Raw genomic sequence first — 15,370 nt, forward strand, 5'->3', positions numbered from 1 at the left:
GAGCGGGAGGGTCAATTGTGGTGCCCCCCTGCCATCGACGAGTCGGGCGGCATCGGCGTACCGTCGCCCTCTTCGTCGTCACGATCCTCACCAGCTGGGTCGGAACGGCCGTGCGGATTGGCCAGCACCAGTGCCGCGACAATCGTGGCGAACAGAACGGGGCTGATGACGAGCATCACCAGCATTTTCGAGCCCATGATCGCATCACCCAGTGACCTGACGAGGTCCGCGGCAGGTTCACCGGCACGTGCGGGCCAAGGGATGACAAACGCTGCCACCGCCAGCAGCACGAACACGACCGCCGCGATGATCATCGAACGGCGTTTGCTGTGAGTCATATCCATCGGCATCAACGCCGGGTTCATTCCCATGAACATCACCATGAAAACGGCCATGATCGCCATCTCCATCAACATCATCAAGATGGTGATCACCCCGATATAGTCCAAGTTCAAGACAACGAGGATCGCGCCGACACACACGAACGACACCGCAAGGGCGTAGGTAGCCCGCGCCATCGAGTTGACCACGAAGACGGCGATGCCGCTCGCGACAGCAACCACAGCGAACAACCAGAACAGCGCAGCCGCGATCACAGGGCACCCCCGTTGACGCCCACGATCACGGCGACGACGGCGACCTGAACGATCGTCAACGGCAAAATGATGACCCACGCGAGCCCCGCGAGACGGTCAGGTCGAATCATCGGGAAGAGTCGTCGCACCGTCAACATCCCCGCCAGCACGACCAGCGTCTTGATGAGCACCCACATCGACGGTGGCAGCCACGGACCGCTTCCGCCACCGAGGAACAGCGGCACCGCGAACGCGGCACCCGCGACGAGGACGGCGTACCGACCCACGAGAACGAGCAGCCGGTCGACGCCGCTCAGCTCGGCAATCACGCCAGAGGCGATATCGCCGCTCATCGCGGTATGGAAAGGACCCCACGACGAGAACGCCACCACGGATGCGACGAAAATCAGGAATGCCACCGGCATCCAGACGACAAACCACAGGTTGCCCTGCGCGTCCTGCACATCGAGCATGCGAAGGCTCCCCGCCGCGATGGCCGGCGCGGTCAGCGCGAACATCAGCGGAAGCTCGTACGAGAGGGCAAGTGCAAGGAAACGGTATCCACCCACCAGCGACCAGGAACTGTTGGCTCCCCACCCGAGCAACCACCACAGCGCCCACAACAACACGTCGACGGCATTGAACCACACCAGACCCACGGGCAGGTCGGCCAGGACGAAGGATCCGAAAGGGATCACCAGCATCTTCAGCATGCCCGCGATGACCAGACCTGCGCCGGCGATACGCCACAGCAACGAATCTGCCCCCGCAAGAGTGCGGCGTTGCTGGCGGAGCAGGCGGCTCACCTCTCGAAGGGGTGCGGCGGCTGCGGTTGCGACCGGTGAGCCGACAGATCGAGCATCAAGCATCGCGTTCGCGGCCGCCGCTGCCCAGGCGACCACGACGAGACCGCCCGCGACGAGTAGCACGGCGACGAAACCCGTCGCCACCTCACCCACGCGGCACCCGCTCCCGTGAGAACGCATGTTCCAGCCCGAGGGATGCCACAATCAGGCGGACGGCCGAGAGTTCGTGCCCGACGACCGCGCTGCGGATCACCTCGCTGGTCGCACTGTCCGCGGCGGACCCGAGCGCCAGACGGCTTGGGGGAGCCGCTTCAGGGTCAAGCAACGCGGAGCAGGTGCGCAGCCAACCAACGAGTGTGCCACGCGGATCGATGGATTCGTCCGCCGCGATACCCTTCGCGCTCCACGCCAGCGTCCGTGACCGCTCTGCGCGGCGGGTAAGACGGACCAATCGGGGTCGCACTTTCTCGAGCGGTACATCACCAATGAGGTCGTTGCGGACACGCCGCGCCTGCGCGGCCATCGGATCCCAGCCGACCACGGCCAGAACTCGCGATGCTGCATCGCACAAGCGGGCGGCATCCTCCCGAACAGATCCCGCAGGCAATTCGTTGGCGTCACCCCACTCGATCTCCACATCGGTGACCAGATCACCATGCAACGTGCAGTGCACAACGAGCGCGGCGGGCCAATCCGACAGAATCGGACCCAGGGTGAGGTGGGTGGCATCCATCTCCAACCCATCACGGTCCTCCGATCCGCCAGCAAGGGGGATACCGCCGGGGCCAGACATATCCATTCCGTGACCCGAGTGGTCCATGTCGTGTCCGGACTGGCCCATTTCGTGTCCGGAGTGGTCCATGTCGTGACCGGACATGTCCATGTCGTGCCCGGACTGGCCCATTTCGTGTCCGGAGTGGCCCGTGTCGTGGGGCATTTCCATGTCGTGTCCGGAGTGGCCCATTTCGTGTCCGGAGTGGTCCGTGTCGTGACCGGGCATGTCCATGTCGTGTCCGGACTGGCCCATTTCGTGTCCGGAGTGGTCTGTGTCGTGGGGCATGTCCATGTCGTGTCCGGAGTGGTCCATTGACATCTCGGCGACGACGGGCGGCTTGCTCGCCTGCTCACTTCGAGCCCGCATGCGCTGGGTTGTGGTGTCGCGGAGGTCCTCAACAACGGCATCCAACGTCGACGACAGGTCTGCAACATTAGTCACAATGGCGCGCGCACGAGGGGCGGGAACCTGCTGCCACACCGAATCAATCAACGCGCTCAGCGCCGCCTCCGGTCGTCCGCAGACCAGCAGCGCGTCACTGTCTGCGGGCGCACACGCCAGTGCCCAGCCGCGAGCCGTGACCGCAGCCTCAACCCTCATCCGCAAAAGACCCGAGCCGGGGGCCTCGACGATCATGACGTGAACGCGCTTCACCGCGGCATTGGCCACCCACCCGGTCAGACCCATCGGAAGGCCCCTTCACGCCACGCCCACACAACGCCCGCGACCAACAGCGCGAGAAACACGAACATCTCGATGATGGCTTCGGCACCGCGTTCGGCCACGATAACCGCCCACGGATACATGAACAGCATCTCGACATCAAAAGCGAGGAACACCAGCGCAATCGGGTACCAGCGTGCGTGATACCGGGACAGCGCATGTTCGCGTGGTTCCCAGCCGGACTGGAACGGGAGGACCTCCACGACCTCCCGGGAAACCGCCGCAAACCGACCCACCATGTACACCAATCCGACCGCGGCGAGACCGAGGCCGATCACCATGAAGACGCTGATGTAGGGGGACATGCTTCGCATCTCACTTCCGGATCGGCGAAGGTAGCGCGGTCATGCCCGAGCTTAGGCTGTAGTCGTAGGAATCTCCCGGGTTCCGCCGGTTTGATGTCGTAGTGAAACGCAGATCGGTAGTTGGCGGTGAAATCGGAGGACGAATGGAATGGCTGGTGCGCGCCGCGGGAGCAGTGATCGTCTTACTGGTACTCCGCGACATGTTCCACACTCTGGGCCACCCGGAAGGGCAGGGTAGTCTCAGTCGACTGGTGCTGCGCACTATCTGGCGAATGTCACAGTACCGCCAGGGACGCGGACGGCTGGGCCAGCTCAGCGGACCCCTGGGGTTGTCGACCGTCATTGTCACGTGGGGCACGCTCGCGGTAGTCGGTTGGGCGCTGCTCTACCTGCCTTCGGTTCCCGAAGGCTTCATCTATGGTCCTGGCTCCGCCACGGATAGCGCGAACGCTCCGCTGGACGCTTTGTACATCTCGATGATCACGATCTCGACACTCGGTTTCGGGGACGTCGTGCCTGCGCCGGGATGGCTGCGCATGGCCGTCCCTCTTGAGGCCCTTTTCGGATTTGGACTCCTGACGGTCGCTGTGTCATGGGTACTGCAGATCTATCCAGCGTTGGCTAGGCGCAGAGTGCTGGCGATCACGCTGTCAACAATGCGGCGCGCAGAGGTTGTCGGGGGAAACCAGGATGCTGATTCCGTGATTCTGCCAGTTCTGTTGGAGCAGCTGGCGACCGCCATCATCCAGGCCAGGGTCGACCTCAGCGAATACTCCGAAACCTACTATTTTCGCGACACCGACCCCAACTCGTCGCTGGCGGCGATGCTGCCCTACGCCGCGGACCTCGCCGGAGTTGCGAAGGAGTCATCGCAGCCTGACATGCGCATCGCGGCACGCCTATTGACCGGGGCGCTGGAGGAGTTCGCCGGGGTCCTCCAGGGTCGGTTCCCACGCACTACTCCCACGATGTCCGACTTGCTTGCGGCATATGCGATCGACCATGGTCATGACCCCGTCAAATACAACAGCTCACCATAGGGTCCGCCTACCACACCCACCCACCGTGTTCAATCGACTTCGGTATCGACCCGCCGCAGGTGACGTTGTACTTGCAGTAGGGGATGCACGCACGGACCGACTTGGAGCGACTATTTGGCTCCGCCTGAACGATGCAAACGGCGATAGTCGTTGCGGTCAGATGTGCCGCCGGATGCGTTGGCAGTGTGGATCGATCGATTCAGCCGACGGAGATGACTCCCATCATGCCGTTGACTTCATGGGGACTGCTGTCGGTTTGGTTGACTCCTGATCTGTGAGGATTTCGGTTCTCGCGGAAAGATGGTCAACGTGCCGAAAGCATTCCCCCTTGAGTTCCGCCGCGATGTGGTCGCGGTCGCGCGGCGGGGCGAAACCCCGATCGCGCGGATAGCGAAAGACTTCGGGATCTCAGAGTCCTGCCTGCAGCGGTGGCTGAAACTCGCTGATGTCGAAGACGGTGTGAAGCCCGGTGTCACTCAGGCCGAGACGGCCGAGTTGCGTGAGGCGAAGAAGCGGATCCGGTTACTCGAACAGGAAGTTGAGATTCTGCGTCGTGCCGCCGCGTATCTGTCGCAGGCGTCGCTCCCAAAATGATGTTCCCGCTGGTCCGTGAACTGGCTGCTGATCGGATTCCGATCGCGGTGACCTGCCGGGTGTTGGGCTTCTCGAAGCAGGCGTTCTTCGCGTGGCGGGCAAGCCCCGTGTCGCAACGCGACTGGGATAACGCGCATCTGACGAACGCTGCGGTCGACCTTCACCGGGACGATCCAGCGTTCGGCTATCGGTTCATCTCGGACGAGATCGAAGGTCAGTCCGGGTTGTCGGCGTCGGAGCGGCGCGTGTGGCGGCTGTGTTCGCAGCAGCGGTTGTGGAGCGTGTTCTCCAAGAAACGTGGCCTGAACCGGAAAGCAGGTCCGCCCGTGCATGACGATCTCGTGCGGCGCGACTTCACCGCATCGAAGCTGAACGAGCTGTGGCTCACGGATATCACCGAGCACTGGACCGAGGAAGGCAAGCTGTATCTGTGCGCGATCAAAGACGTGCACTCCAACCGGATCGTCGGCTACTCCATCGACTCCAGGATGACCGCCGAGCTCGCCGTCGCCGCGCTGCGCAACGCCGTCGCCCTGCGAACCCCTACCGGAACAACGCTGCACTCGGACAGTGAGACTGTTCGTGCTGGTGTTCTCGGGGGTCCTGACCCTCACAGCGATGGACGCGCGAGGATGTTGGTGCCGGGTGTTCTCAGGGGTTCCTGACTCTCACTCCGATCGACATTTGCTGTCTTTCCTCGGATCTGTCGGTCTCCTGAGAACACCCGGTGAGGCGTCACGCCTCGCCGCCGGAGTGACCTAAGGAGAGCCTGCGCCAACAGGTGCTCATCACTGTCTTGTCCGCCGGTCTGGTGGTGCGCGATGCCGTTCCCCGCCCATGCGAACAGATCGGAGCACGACATGACCATCATCCCCGACACCACCCGGCGACCTCAACCACGAACACCAGTGTTCGCCGGCGTCGACACCCACAAGGAGATCCACGTCGCTGCGGTCATCGATCCAGCTGGCACGGTCCTTGGAACGCATAGTTTCTCCACAACACGCGCGGGCTACCGGGCGTTGCTGGCATGGGTGCGCAGCCACGGCGATCTGATTCGGATCGGGATCGAGGGCACCGGGTCCTACGGCGCCGGTCTCACACGGCACCTCGCCAAGCACGATGTCGTGGTCCTCGAAGTCGATCGACCTGATCGTTCGGATCGTCGCCGGAAGGGCAAGGACGACGATCTCGACGCGATCAACGCTGCCCGCGCCGCGCTACACGAGCGACGCACGACGATCCCGAAGTCCAAGGACGGCGCGGTCGAGGCCCTCAGAATCCTGCGGGTCGCACGCGCCCAAGCCGTCCGCGAACGACGGAACACGTTGCAGTTGCAGAGGATGTCGATCGTCGCGGCTCCGGACGAAGTCCGTGACCAGGTTCGCAATCTGACCCGCATGCAGCTGATTCGTCATCTCGCCGCCTGGCGACCCGATGTCTCCAACGCGACCGACCCGGTCATCGCCTACCGGGTCGCGCTCAAATCGTTCGGTCGCCGCTATCTCGAACTCACGGACGAGATCTCCGACCTCGACGACCTCATCAACCCGATCGTGCAAGCACTCGCACCGCAACTGCTGGAACGGGTCGGGATCGGCATCGAGGTCGCCGGCCAGCTGCTGGTCACCGCTGGCGACAACCCGGACCGGCTGCGCTCAGAAGCCGCGTTCGCGATGCTCTGCGGCGTCTCACCCCTGCCCGCCTCATCAGGGATGACCCAGCGCCACCGTCTCAACCGCGGCGGTGACAGGCAAGCCAACCGCGCCCTCCATCTCGCCGTGATCAGCCGCCTCAGGCTCGACCCCAGAACGAAGGCTTACGTCGCGAAGAAGACCGCCGAAGGACATTCCAAAATGGAGATCATCCGCTGCTTGAAGCGCTACCTCGCCCGCGAGGTCTACTTCCTCCTCAACCCCGGCATCCAGCACATCACCCCGAACACCAAACCACGCAAAATTGCCGCTTGACTCTTAGGAGAGCATCCACGGCTCGGTCTACACCTCGAAGGCCTACGTGAAGCTCTGCAACGACCTGAAGGTCACCCAGTCCATGGGGGCTATCGGGACCAGTGCCGACAACTCATTGGCGGAGAGCTTCAACGCCGCGCTGAAACGCGAGCTCCTCGCCGGGCGCCCTGCGTTCCCAGATCAGGCCACCGCCTACCGGGCCGTGTTCCGGTGGGCCAACCGCTACAACACTCGCCGACGCCACTCCGCGATCGGCAACATCTCACCCAACGCCTACGAAGCGACCACATCCGCTACCCTCGCGGAAGCAGCATAACCGAAGCGACACCGTGTCCACGATCAAGGGTCAAGGCCCGAGAGCTAGTCAGCGGCTGTCGTGCCAAGGCCGATCGGACGATATGTCGTGCGTCCACTCGCAGTGCGGTAACACGCACCACAATTGAGGGAGCAAATCGTGCAAAAAACGTCGCTCACAGCGCTCGTGCGACAGCAGTTCGAGCTTGCTCACGTCGCGTCCAGCGGCCGGAGCGCGACAACCGTGTACGGCGGCCACGAACACGTCCTCCGACAGACCGTGATCGCTCTACAGTCAGGCAGGGAACTCAGCGAGCACTCCAGCCCGGGCGAGGCAACCATCTATGTCCTGTCCGGACGGGTCTTGCTCGAAAGCGAGAACATGTCCTGGTCGGGCTGGATCGGTGACCTTCTCATCGTCCCCGCGGCCAATCACACTCTCAAGGCGGTGGAAGATTCTGCCGTACTGCTCACCGTTGCCAAGCTGATCTGAGCACTACCCGGTACGTGCACGCCACTACCGGGCCGGCCGAGTCAGCAAGAGCCGGACATTCCCTGCACGGGCCCGGCCGGCCTTCTCTCGCCAACTCGATGGGCCCGACGAATTACCGAGCACGCTGGACCATATCGAAAACGACATATTCGTGACAAAAGTTGAACCGAGCCGGAGGTGCTCGTCGCGGCAGCTGCGGGCCGCCCAATCGTGACCTGGCCGGTCGCTTCGGTGAGCGCCGTCTTCGGTCTCGTCCGGTGGCGCACGTTCCCGCTCTCACGGTCAGGACCGTGACGGTTCTTCTCGTGCCCGAGGTGCTCGGTGAGCTCCTCGCTCAGCGCGGTCTCGAGCACGTTCTTCGTGAACTGCTTCAACAGGCCGTCCGGGCCCGTCAGAGCAAGGCACTGCTCTTTGGCTAGACGGACCAGCTCGGCAGCCGCAGCAGCCTCCGCGGATCGGTCATCATCATGGTGTTTCTTCGAACCCACAACTTCCAGTGTCGTAGTCATCACGGCACCTTCCCCGCCACGCTCACGCGCGGCGCGTCAGGCCTGAAACACCGTATAGTTCGCCGTCCCGTGCTCTGCGCCGTCCCTCTAGTTAGCGGAAGGATCGACCGCCACTGACCCGCGGGTGTGCGACGACGCTATGGTCGCCGCCGAAGATGCTCGTGGCAGGACCGTGGGTTGCCCGCGAAGTCGATTTCCGCGAGAGATGAGCCGATCGTGGGTGCCGCTACTGGGGCTTCGACACGAAGGAAGTCTGGACCTTCGTGATCTGGGTCCTCTACGCCGGATACATCCACGCCCGCGCGACACGCGGATGGCGCGGCACCCGGTCGGCATGGCTGTCGATCATCGGCTTCTCAGCCGTCATGTTCAACTTCACGATCGTGAACATGTTCTTCAAGGGTTTGCACGTCTACAGCGGGCTGAACTACACAGTTTGTAGTAGCCCTATTTTGGTGACGGGGTCGGCCGTCAGGCTCAGTGATCTTCCCGCCATTTAGGATCACGCTCGAGGATGGCCCGAGAGTGTTGCTGCCGGTGTTAGTGATGGCCGCGGCCCATTCACGGTTCTTCACCGCCCGAATGACCTCGACGCGCGCGACAGTCCTCAGAGATCGATTCCCGCATACTTCCCCCGTAACGGCTGACCTTCTCGCGGCCTACGCCGCCGACCACGGGCGCCGTCGCATGGATGGCGATCGCGATCAATAGCCTCATCGCCTAAGCAGTAGCGAAGCGTCGCATCAAGCGGACGATTAGTTGCGTCCGGTTGGGCGCCATCACGAGCGGACGAGCCGGGCGATGGCGTCGGTGGCTTCTTTGATCTTCGCGTCGGCTTCGTCGCCGCCGGCCCGAGCGGCGTCGAGCACGCAGTGTTTGAGGTGGTCGTCCACGAGTCCGAGCGCGACCGCTTGCAGAGCGTTGGTGAGTGCGCTGACCTGCGTGAGGATGTCGATGCAGTACTTCTCTTCTTCGACCATGCGGGAGATTCCGCGAGCTTGCCCTTCGATGCGCTTCATCCGACTGAGGTACTTGGCCTTGTCGGTGATGTAGCCGTGGTGCGCGTGTGGTTCTTCTGCGCTCGCGTCTTCCGTGGTGCTGTGCGGCATGGTCGGCTTCTTTCGTTACGCGTTTTGCAGCGCGGGAGTGGGGGCGGGTTGCGACGCGGGGGACGCGGTCGCGTGGGAGCGGAAGCGGCGCAGGCGAAGGCTGTTGCCGACGACGAAGACGCTGGAGAAGGCCATTGCGGCGCCGGCGATCATGGGGTTGAGGAGCCCGAATGCGGCGAGGGGGATCGCGGCAGCGTTGTACGCGAAGGCCCAGAACAGGTTGCCTCTGATGGTGCCCAGGGTGCGGCGGGAGAGGCGGATGGCGTCGGCGGCGGAACGGAGGTCGCCGCGGACGAGGGTGATGTCGGATGCTTCGATTGCGACGTCGCTGCCGGTGCCCATGGCCATGCCGAGGTCGGCCTGCGCGAGGGCCGCGGCATCGTTGACGCCGTCGCCGACCATCGCGACGACTTTGCCTTCGCCCTGCAGGCGTGTGATCACGTCGACCTTTTCGGAGGGGAGGACTTCGGCGATGACCTGATCGATGCCGACCTGGCCCGCGATGTGCGCGGCGGCTGTCGGGTTGTCGCCGGTGAGGAGGATCGGGGTGAGGCCCAGGGCCTTGAACTGTGTGATTGCCTCGACGCTGGTGGGTTTGATCTGGTCGGCGACGACCAGGACTCCGCGAGCTTTACCGTCCCACGCGACGAGTACCGCGGTCTGCCCGTGAGCTTCGGCCGCGTCTTTCGCGGCGACGAGGTCGGCGTCCGGGTGAACGGACCATTCTTCGAGCAGGGCGGTGCGTCCCACGAGCAGGGCGCGTCCGTCGGTGACGCCGGTGACGCCCTTGCCGGGGACGTTCTGGAACGACTCGACGTCGGGCAGTACACCGGTGTTCTGGGTGGCGGCTTTCGCGATGGCCTGGGCGATGGGGTGTTCGGAGGCATCCTCCACCGCGCCGGCAAGACGCAGGACCTCATCGCGGGACTCGCCGGGAGCGGTGATGACGTCGAGCAGTGCCATCCGTCCCGTGGTGACCGTGCCGGTCTTGTCCAGGACAATCGTGTCGACGCGGCGGGTGGATTCGAGGATCTCGGGGCCCTTGATGATGATGCCCAACTGAGCGCCCCGCCCGGTCCCCACCAAAAGGGCGGTCGGTGTGGCGAGGCCGAGTGCGCAGGGGCACGCGATGATGAGCACCGCAACAGCGGCGGTGAACGCGGCGTTGGCACCGAATCCGAGGGCCAACCAGGTCGCGAGGGTGGGGACCGCGATGACAAGGACGATGGGGACGAAGATCCCGGAGATGCGGTCGGCGAGACGCTGCACGTCGGCTTTCCCGGACTGGGCGTCTTCGACGAGTTGCGCCATCTGCGCGAGCTGCGTGTCGGACCCGATCCGGGTGGCGCGGACGACGAGGCGTCCGCCGGCGTTGACGGTCGCGCCGGTAACCGAGTCACCTTCGGCGACTTCCACCGGTATTGATTCGCCGGTGAGCATGGACTGATCAACCGCCGATGCGCCGGTGGTGATGATCCCGTCGGTGGCGATCTTCTCGCCGGGGCGCACGACGAACTCGTCGCCGACCCGCAGTTCCGCGACGGGGATGCGGGTTTCGACGCCGGCATGGAGGACGGCAACGTCCTTGGCGCCCATTTCCAGGAGAGCGCGGAGGGCGGCGCCGGCCTGCTTCTTGGCCCGTTTTTCGAAGTAGCGGCCCGCGAGCACGAACGTGGTGACTCCCGCGGCGACCTCGAAGTAGATGTTCCCCGCCCCGTCACTGGGGGTGACAGTGAACGTGAATTCGTGGGTCATGCCGATGTGACCGGCGGTCCCGAAGAACAGCGCATACAGCGACCACAAGAACGCGGCGGACGTGCCGATGCTGATCAGGGTGTCCATCGTCGCGGCGCCGTGACGCAGATTCAGCCACGCGGCACGGTGGAAGGGCCACGCACCCCAGATCACAACGGGTGCAGCCAGGACGAGCGAGACCCATTGCCAGTACGGAAACTGCAGGGCCGGGATCATCGCCATCAGGATGACGGGAACCGAAAGCGTCGCCGAGACGATCAGCCGGCGACGGAGGCTGCGAAGCTCCGCGTCGTCGCTGCGATCCTCCTCGGGAGTTGCCGGCGTGGGGAGGACGGCGGTGTAGCCGGTGTTCTCGACCTCGGCGATCAGGACCGCGGGGTCAAGGGTCGCGGGGGCAGTGAGCTGCGCCTTCTCGGTGGCATAGTTCACCGTCGCGGTGACGCCGTCGAGCTTGTTGAGCTTCTTCTCGATGCGCATCGCGCAGGATGCACAGGTCATCCCGCCGATCTCCAGCTCGATGCGGGTGTCGTCTGCGGCATCGGTGCTCACCGGACGCTCCTCGTGGACGAATTGCGCTCGTCCGCCCCCGTGGCCATTAGGCTGCGACCGCTTCGTACCCTGCCTCATCGACAGCAGCGATCACGGCGGAGACCTCGACGGGCTGCGAAGAGGACACGACGAGCTTGCCGGTTCCTACGTTGACGTCGATGTCTGTGACACCGGCCACCTTCGATACTTCGTCGCGCACCGACTTCTCGCAATGCCCGCACGTCATGCCGGTTACCTGAAACTCTGTCGTTTCCATTGTTCGCACCTTTCATTTGACGGGGGTACCCCTAGGGGGTACTCCCACCATACAACCGAACTGGTGCGCGGGGCATTCCCGAGCACCAGTTCGAGGTCAGTTCGATGCGGGCAGGTAGCTGAGGCCGCGCTCGTCAACGAGGACGATATCGCCGGTGTTCGTGATCGCGACGGCCTGCGCGGAGCCCTGGACGGCGCCCGCTTCGGTCCACGCACCCGCCGCCGAGGTCACCCAGATCGTGTTGTCGGTGTCGACTCCCACGACCAGTTCGTGATCGGGGGACGCCGCGACGCGGTACACGGCAGGAGCGTCTGCCCATGGGCTGAACGAGGCCCCGCCGTCGGTGCTGAGCTGGGTGCCTTCGGGTGTCGCGGCGATCACGCGCCCCTCCCAATCCACGGCGAACGCGACGGCGTCAGTGGTCGCTCCCGTCGACGACCACGAGTCGCCGTTATCGGTGCTGGAGAGCAACTCCGGACTGTCGGTGGCGAGCGCGAAGACCGTGCCGCCTGGACCAGAGGTCATGGCGTGGAAGTCCTTCTGTCCCGTGAACGTGACAGGCTCCCACGAGGCGGCACCATCCTTGCTGCGGATGATCCCCAGGTGCGGGGCTCCCCACTCGGCGGGTGTGTTCGCGCCAGGGTGGCCTGAGGCGAGCAGGGTGCCGTCGGTGGCGGTGAGGCCCATTGCGTCGAAATCAGCGCTCCCGACACGCCCGCCGAGGGCACCGGTCGCGTCAACGGCGTAGATGCCCTCATGGGTTCCAAGAAGGAATCCTTCACCGGCCGGATCGGCGACGATCGCATGCACGTGAGATATCGCGGTGGCAGCCTCGGCAGAGTCGGTGGGAGCGGAAGCTGTTTTGGCGGCCGAGCATCCGGTGAGGGTGAGAAGTGCGAGCGCGATGACTCCGGTCGTCACACGTAGTGAGAAACGCATGTAAAGCCCTTTCAAGAAGTAGCGAGGTCGGCGGGGCGGGGGCGCCGTAGATCCACAGCGCCCCCGCATGCGACATCAAAGAGAGGTGAGCAGTTCTTGCATGAGAGCGATCTCGCTCGTCTGCGCGTCGACGATCGTTTGTGCGAGTTCGAGTGCATCCGGGCTGCTGCCGTTCTGCAACTCGGCCTGTGCCATCTCAAGAGCGCCCTCGTGATGGACGATCATCTGCTCAAGGTAAAGGCGCGACGCTTCCGCGCCGCTTGCGGCCTCGAGCGTCGCCATGTCGTCGCCGGACATCATCCCGTCGCCCATACCGTCCATGCCGTCCGACGCGGACATTCCCGAGCCGTCCAGCCAAGACTGCATCAACTCGATCTCTGGGCCCTGCGCTGCTTTGATCTGCCGCGCCAGATCCTGAACGCTGTCGTCGATGCCGTCTTTCGCGAGAATCATGTCGCTCATCTCCACGGCTTGCTCGTGATGCGGGATCATCATCATCGCGAACATCGAGTCCGCAGCGTTGAAGCCATCCTGTGCCGTGGCAGACGACGATGGCGGCATGGTGCCACCATCCATCCCCGGCATCGAGTTGTCGGCACCGCCGGCGCAGCCGGCCAGCACAAGCGCGAGAGCCAGTGGAGCGGCCGTCAGCGCAGTCATTCGAATTCTGTTCATTGTGGAAAGTCCTCTTATATGTGTCGTTGAAGCAGTACGTGGTGCCCACCAGGGGGCAGAGTCTTTCCGACCGGGCGGCCGGGAAAGAGCACTCACGTACGACTGATCGACAACTCAATCAAAGAGGGCGGACGCAGCGAGACGAACACTCGCGGCAAGACGAAGGCGGGAGCGAGGCTCGGTCCGCGTGCACGGAGGAGTCCCGGAGTCGACTTCGCGGCCAGCAACACGACCACAAGCAAGCCCAGCACGCATGCCAGCATCATGGCGCTGTGGCCGCCGCCAGCGCCACAATCAGCGCAGCCTGAATCCGGAGCGGGATGAGAGGTGGTCGCCAACGCATGCGCGTCCATCGACGCGATCTCCACAGTGGACGCGGTAGCGGAGGCCATGGGAGCGGTCGACACGGTGTGCATTCCGAGGATCCCGACAATAACCAGCAACGCCAAGAGCACAGTGGGCACCAGAAGAGACGACGCCGTCGCGCGTCGGTTCATTCGTGTCATGGAATAGGGCATCGGAACCTCACTCGCGAGCATACTTCCCCCGGGTATTGCGCCGGCCCAAAAAGTACCGAATACACTCCCGGCGCCCCGTCCCACTCAATACCCCCCTAAGGTATAAGTGAGAGCTCTTCTTGAGAAGCTCTGTCGAACGGAGTCGGTGGTTGTGACAGACGCAGATCAGAAGATATCCCTCGTCGGGTCGATATCGCTGGGCACCGGCGTCATGATCGGCGCTGGCATCTTCGCGCTCGTCGGACAGGTCGCAGGGTTCGCGGGGGACTGGTTCCCACTGGCCTTCCTCGCGGGCGCCGTCGTGGCGGGAGTCAGCTCGTACTCCTACACGCGATACTCGAGCGTCAACCCTTCGGCGGGCGGCATCGCCATGCTGCTCAAGGATGCCTACAGTCCTGGCATCGTCGCAGGTTCCTTCACCCTCTTCATGTACGTCTCGATGGTGGTCGCAGAGAGCCTGCTTGCCCGCACCTTCGGGACCTACATTCTGCGCCCGTTCGGCCTGCAAGACTCGGCCATTCTCGTTCCGGTCCTCGGAGTAGTGGCCATCGCCGCCGCCGCGATCGTCAACCTCGTCGGCAACTCCTTGGTCGAAAAGTCGGCGATGACAACCGCGATCATAAAGATCGTCGGAATCGCCGTCCTCGCTATCGGTGGCCTGATCGCCGCCGCCGCGTCCGGTGACGGGCTCCTTTCCAAGGCCTCCGGCGATCCGGTGCAGCCGTTCGGGATACTCGCCGGCGTCGCGCTCTGCGTCCTCGCTTACAAGGGATTCACGACGATCACCAATCAGGGCGATGACATCCAGAACGCGAAGAAGAACATCGCCCGCTCCATCGTCATCTCCATCGCCATCTGCGCGGTGCTCTATCTGCTGATCACCCTGTCGGTCGAAGCGAGCATCGGCGCGAAAGGCGCCGTCGACGCCCGAAACTACGCCCTCGCCGAAGCAGCCAAGCCACTGTTCGGGGCATGGGGAATAGGGCTGACCGTCGCCATCGCGGTCGTCGCGACGTTGTCCGGGCTCCTCGCGAGCCTATTCTCCGTGTCGCGTCTGTACGGGATGCTCCAGGAGATGAAACAAGCTCCGTCGCTGCCGAAGAAGGTGCCCCACCAGCCCATGCTGATCACCGCGGGCCTCGCGATCACCGCCACCGCGCTGCTCGATCTCAGCCAGATCGCGTCGATGGGTGTCTTCCTCTACCTCACGATGGATATCGCTGTGCAATGGGGCGTCATCCGGCATCTCCGTGAGAAGATCGAGGCGAACTGGTGGCTCCCTGCCCTGACGATCGTGCTTGATTTCGCCGTGCTCGTGCCGTTCACGGTGCTCAAGGCCCAGGCCGACTTGATGACCGTTGTTGTGGCGGCGGCAGTTGCCACAGTGATCTTCGCTGGACAGGCGATCGTCGTCACTCGGCGCGATAAGAACGACAAGAACGACAACCGAAGGATGCACTGATGGAACCCCGCAGGATTCGCCTC

General features: G+C 63.9%; 14 protein-coding genes and 4 pseudogenes. 7 read left to right on the top strand and 11 right to left on the bottom strand.

Annotated elements, in window-relative coordinates; translation table 11 throughout:
• Positions 1 to 11: 11 nt before the first annotated feature.
• The 4 genes from ACPEH2_RS03830 to ACPEH2_RS03845 are packed head-to-tail and all read right to left on the bottom strand — an operon-like array spanning position 12 to position 3,184.
• On the bottom strand, positions 12 to 596 hold the full coding sequence (locus tag ACPEH2_RS03830) for an NADH-quinone oxidoreductase subunit J (protein WP_359917685.1): 585 nt from the start codon (positions 594 to 596) through the stop codon (positions 12 to 14).
• On the bottom strand, positions 593 to 1,534 hold the full coding sequence (locus ACPEH2_RS03835) for a complex I subunit 1 family protein (RefSeq protein ID WP_359917688.1): 942 nt from the start codon (positions 1,532 to 1,534) through the stop codon (positions 593 to 595). The genes ACPEH2_RS03830 and ACPEH2_RS03835 overlap by 4 nt, the downstream gene beginning before the upstream one ends.
• Complete coding sequence (locus ACPEH2_RS03840; RefSeq protein WP_359917691.1) at positions 1,527 to 2,843, bottom strand: hypothetical protein; 1,317 nt, start codon at positions 2,841 to 2,843, stop codon at positions 1,527 to 1,529. Before ACPEH2_RS03840 ends, ACPEH2_RS03835 begins: the two co-directional genes overlap by 8 nt.
• Complete coding sequence (locus ACPEH2_RS03845; protein WP_359917694.1) at positions 2,834 to 3,184, bottom strand: NADH-quinone oxidoreductase subunit A; 351 nt, start codon at positions 3,182 to 3,184, stop codon at positions 2,834 to 2,836. Before ACPEH2_RS03845 ends, ACPEH2_RS03840 begins: the two co-directional genes overlap by 10 nt.
• A gap of 143 nt (positions 3,185 to 3,327) precedes the next feature.
• Between ACPEH2_RS03845 and ACPEH2_RS03850 the strand changes: the two genes are divergently transcribed.
• The 5 genes and pseudogenes from ACPEH2_RS03850 to ACPEH2_RS03870 all read left to right on the top strand — a co-directional run bounded on the left by ACPEH2_RS03850 (position 3,328) and on the right by ACPEH2_RS03870 (position 7,575).
• Complete coding sequence (locus tag ACPEH2_RS03850) at positions 3,328 to 4,224, top strand: potassium channel family protein (RefSeq protein ID WP_359917697.1); 897 nt, start codon at positions 3,328 to 3,330, stop codon at positions 4,222 to 4,224.
• 309 nt (positions 4,225 to 4,533) lie between these two features.
• Positions 4,534 to 5,387 (top strand): annotated as a pseudogene (locus ACPEH2_RS03855) (IS3 family transposase); the annotation flags it as partial.
• A 291-nt stretch (positions 5,388 to 5,678) separates the two neighbouring features.
• The gene (locus tag ACPEH2_RS03860) at positions 5,679 to 6,788 is read left to right on the top strand and encodes an IS110 family transposase (protein ID WP_359917700.1); all 1,110 of its coding nucleotides are present in this window, start codon (positions 5,679 to 5,681) and stop codon (positions 6,786 to 6,788) included.
• Between the two features lie 10 nt (positions 6,789 to 6,798).
• Positions 6,799 to 7,104: pseudogene (locus ACPEH2_RS03865) on the top strand (transposase); the annotation flags it as partial.
• 138 nt (positions 7,105 to 7,242) lie between these two features.
• Positions 7,243 to 7,575, top strand: coding sequence for a cupin domain-containing protein (locus ACPEH2_RS03870; protein ID WP_366213133.1), 333 nt, complete (start codon positions 7,243 to 7,245; stop codon positions 7,573 to 7,575).
• A 197-nt stretch (positions 7,576 to 7,772) separates the two neighbouring features.
• Here the strand turns inward: ACPEH2_RS03870 and ACPEH2_RS03875 are convergent.
• Positions 7,773 to 8,084, bottom strand: a pseudogene (locus ACPEH2_RS03875) (transposase); the annotation flags it as partial.
• 224 nt (positions 8,085 to 8,308) lie between these two features.
• On the opposite strand from ACPEH2_RS03875, the pseudogene ccsA reads away from it, so the two are divergent.
• Positions 8,309 to 8,509: pseudogene (gene ccsA / locus ACPEH2_RS03880) on the top strand (cytochrome c biogenesis protein CcsA); the annotation flags it as partial.
• 354 nt (positions 8,510 to 8,863) lie between these two features.
• On the opposite strand, the gene ACPEH2_RS03885 reads toward ccsA, so the two are convergent.
• From ACPEH2_RS03885 to ACPEH2_RS03910, 6 genes are all read right to left on the bottom strand, one after another.
• Positions 8,864 to 9,193: a metal-sensitive transcriptional regulator gene (locus tag ACPEH2_RS03885; RefSeq protein WP_359917706.1), complete on the bottom strand. Its 330-nt coding sequence runs from the start codon at positions 9,191 to 9,193 to the stop codon at positions 8,864 to 8,866.
• Between the two features lie 15 nt (positions 9,194 to 9,208).
• Positions 9,209 to 11,497: a heavy metal translocating P-type ATPase gene (locus tag ACPEH2_RS03890; RefSeq protein ID WP_423718285.1), complete on the bottom strand. Its 2,289-nt coding sequence runs from the start codon at positions 11,495 to 11,497 to the stop codon at positions 9,209 to 9,211.
• A 46-nt stretch (positions 11,498 to 11,543) separates the two neighbouring features.
• Positions 11,544 to 11,753 carry a heavy-metal-associated domain-containing protein gene (locus tag ACPEH2_RS03895; protein ID WP_359917712.1) on the bottom strand — a complete coding sequence of 70 codons (210 nt, stop codon included), beginning with the start codon at positions 11,751 to 11,753 and terminating at the stop codon, positions 11,544 to 11,546.
• Between the two features lie 96 nt (positions 11,754 to 11,849).
• Complete coding sequence (locus ACPEH2_RS03900; protein WP_359917714.1) at positions 11,850 to 12,674, bottom strand: F510_1955 family glycosylhydrolase; 825 nt, start codon at positions 12,672 to 12,674, stop codon at positions 11,850 to 11,852.
• A 93-nt stretch (positions 12,675 to 12,767) separates the two neighbouring features.
• Positions 12,768 to 13,352 (bottom strand): DUF305 domain-containing protein, encoded by a 585-nt coding sequence (locus tag ACPEH2_RS03905; RefSeq protein ID WP_359917717.1) that lies wholly within the window; start codon positions 13,350 to 13,352, stop codon positions 12,768 to 12,770.
• Positions 13,353 to 13,459: 107 nt separating this feature from the next.
• Positions 13,460 to 13,885, bottom strand: a complete 426-nt coding sequence (locus ACPEH2_RS03910; protein WP_359917720.1) for a DUF6153 family protein — start codon at positions 13,883 to 13,885, stop codon at positions 13,460 to 13,462.
• A 151-nt stretch (positions 13,886 to 14,036) separates the two neighbouring features.
• On the opposite strand from ACPEH2_RS03910, the gene ACPEH2_RS03915 reads away from it, so the two are divergent.
• Entirely contained in the window at positions 14,037 to 15,347 is a 1,311-nt protein-coding gene (locus ACPEH2_RS03915; protein WP_359917722.1) for an APC family permease, read from the top strand.
• Positions 15,348 to 15,370: the final 23 nt, after the last annotated feature.

It is taken from the genome of Microbacterium sp. NPDC064942, assembly GCF_049545525.1.
In the GTDB taxonomy this organism is placed as follows: Bacteria; Actinomycetota; Actinomycetes; order Actinomycetales; family Microbacteriaceae; genus Microbacterium; species Microbacterium gawkjiense.

Coding starts and splice junctions, on each gene's coding strand:
- ACPEH2_RS03895 (WP_359917712.1), bottom strand. CDS start 11,753: ATGGAAACGACAGAGTTTCAGGTAACCGGCATGACGTGCGGGCATTGC.
- ACPEH2_RS03885 (WP_359917706.1), bottom strand. CDS start 9,193: ATGCCGCACAGCACCACGGAAGACGCGAGCGCAGAAGAACCACACGCG.
- ACPEH2_RS03860 (WP_359917700.1), top strand. CDS start 5,679: ATGACCATCATCCCCGACACCACCCGGCGACCTCAACCACGAACACCA.
- ACPEH2_RS03840 (WP_359917691.1), bottom strand. CDS start 2,843: ATGGGTCTGACCGGGTGGGTGGCCAATGCCGCGGTGAAGCGCGTTCAC.
- ACPEH2_RS03905 (WP_359917717.1), bottom strand. CDS start 13,352: ATGACTGCGCTGACGGCCGCTCCACTGGCTCTCGCGCTTGTGCTGGCC.
- ACPEH2_RS03850 (WP_359917697.1), top strand. CDS start 3,328: ATGGAATGGCTGGTGCGCGCCGCGGGAGCAGTGATCGTCTTACTGGTA.
- ACPEH2_RS03845 (WP_359917694.1), bottom strand. CDS start 3,184: ATGTCCCCCTACATCAGCGTCTTCATGGTGATCGGCCTCGGTCTCGCC.
- ACPEH2_RS03910 (WP_359917720.1), bottom strand. CDS start 13,885: ATGCCCTATTCCATGACACGAATGAACCGACGCGCGACGGCGTCGTCT.